We start from the raw sequence: 238 nt of genomic DNA, 5'->3' as shown, positions 1-238 counted from the left end.
CTCTACTTCAAAGGCTTTGGCAAGGGTCATTCCCGGATCGCCTGGGATCAGTTTAGAAATACGATCAACAAAACCATAAGGATGACCAAGTACACGACCTACATCGCGTATTACCGCTTTTGCGGCCATAGTACCAAAGGTAATAATTTGTGATACCGCATCACGCCCATACAATGCCGATACGTGATCAATTACTTCGTCGCGTCTGTCCATACAAAAATCGACGTCGAAATCGGGC

At 46.2% G+C, this 238-nt stretch carries 1 protein-coding gene; it reads right to left on the bottom strand.

The annotated features are described in order from the left end of the window. Window positions 1-238: hypothetical protein (locus tag R2R70_RS22935; RefSeq protein WP_410979336.1), on the bottom strand; the 238-nt coding region annotated here is incomplete at both ends.

Source organism: Cobetia sp. SIMBA_158, from assembly GCF_046566945.1.
Lineage (GTDB): Bacteria > Pseudomonadota > Gammaproteobacteria > Pseudomonadales > Halomonadaceae > Cobetia > Cobetia amphilecti.
This window is presented reverse-complemented; position numbering and strand designations above follow the sequence as displayed.